We start from the raw sequence: 607 nt of genomic DNA, 5'->3' as shown, positions 1-607 counted from the left end.
GCGCGCGCTGCGGTCGCCGACGCGGAGGCCACCCGACGGAAGGCCGCGGCGCTCGTCGCGCAGGACGCGCGGATCACGGCGGCCCGGGCCGCGCTGGACACGAGCTCGGCCGCCGCGGGCGATGCCGTGCGGCACGAGGCGGAGCTGCGCCAGCGCAAGGTCCGCGGGCTCGCGGGCGAGCTGGCGCGCGAGCTGGTGGCGGGCGCGCCGTGCCCCGTGTGCGGATCCGCGGATCACCCGCTCCCCGCCCCGAGTGCCCCCGGGCACCCGGACGACGACGAGATCGACGCCGCCGCCGACGCGCGCGAGCGGGCCGGGCGCGCGCAGGCCGAGGCCGCGGCGGCGCTGGCCGCGGAGACGGCGCGGCGCGAGGCCATGGCCGCCGAGCTGGACGGCGTCACGCGCGAGGAGGCGGAGCACGAGGTCGCCGACCGCACGGCGCGCCTCGCCGAGGCGGAGGCCGCGGGCGGCGCGCTGCGGGAGGCCGAGGCGCGGCTCGCGGCCCACGACGCCGACACGGAGCGGATCCGCGTCCGCCGAGAGGACGCGCGCGCCGCGCTCTCGGGTCTCCGCGAGCGCGTGATCCGGGCGCGCGAGCGGCTCGCGG

1 pseudogene is annotated in these 607 nt (G+C 82.4%); it reads left to right on the top strand.

Features of this window, described 5'->3' with window-relative positions:
* Positions 1–607 (top strand): annotated as a pseudogene (locus AWH51_RS00120) (SMC family ATPase); the annotation flags it as partial.

Source organism: Clavibacter tessellarius (genome assembly GCF_001618005.1).
In the GTDB taxonomy this organism is placed as follows: Bacteria; Actinomycetota; Actinomycetes; order Actinomycetales; family Microbacteriaceae; genus Clavibacter; species Clavibacter tessellarius_A.
The sequence above is the reverse complement of the archived record's forward strand: the minus strand, read 5'-3'. Positions and strand labels throughout refer to the sequence as shown.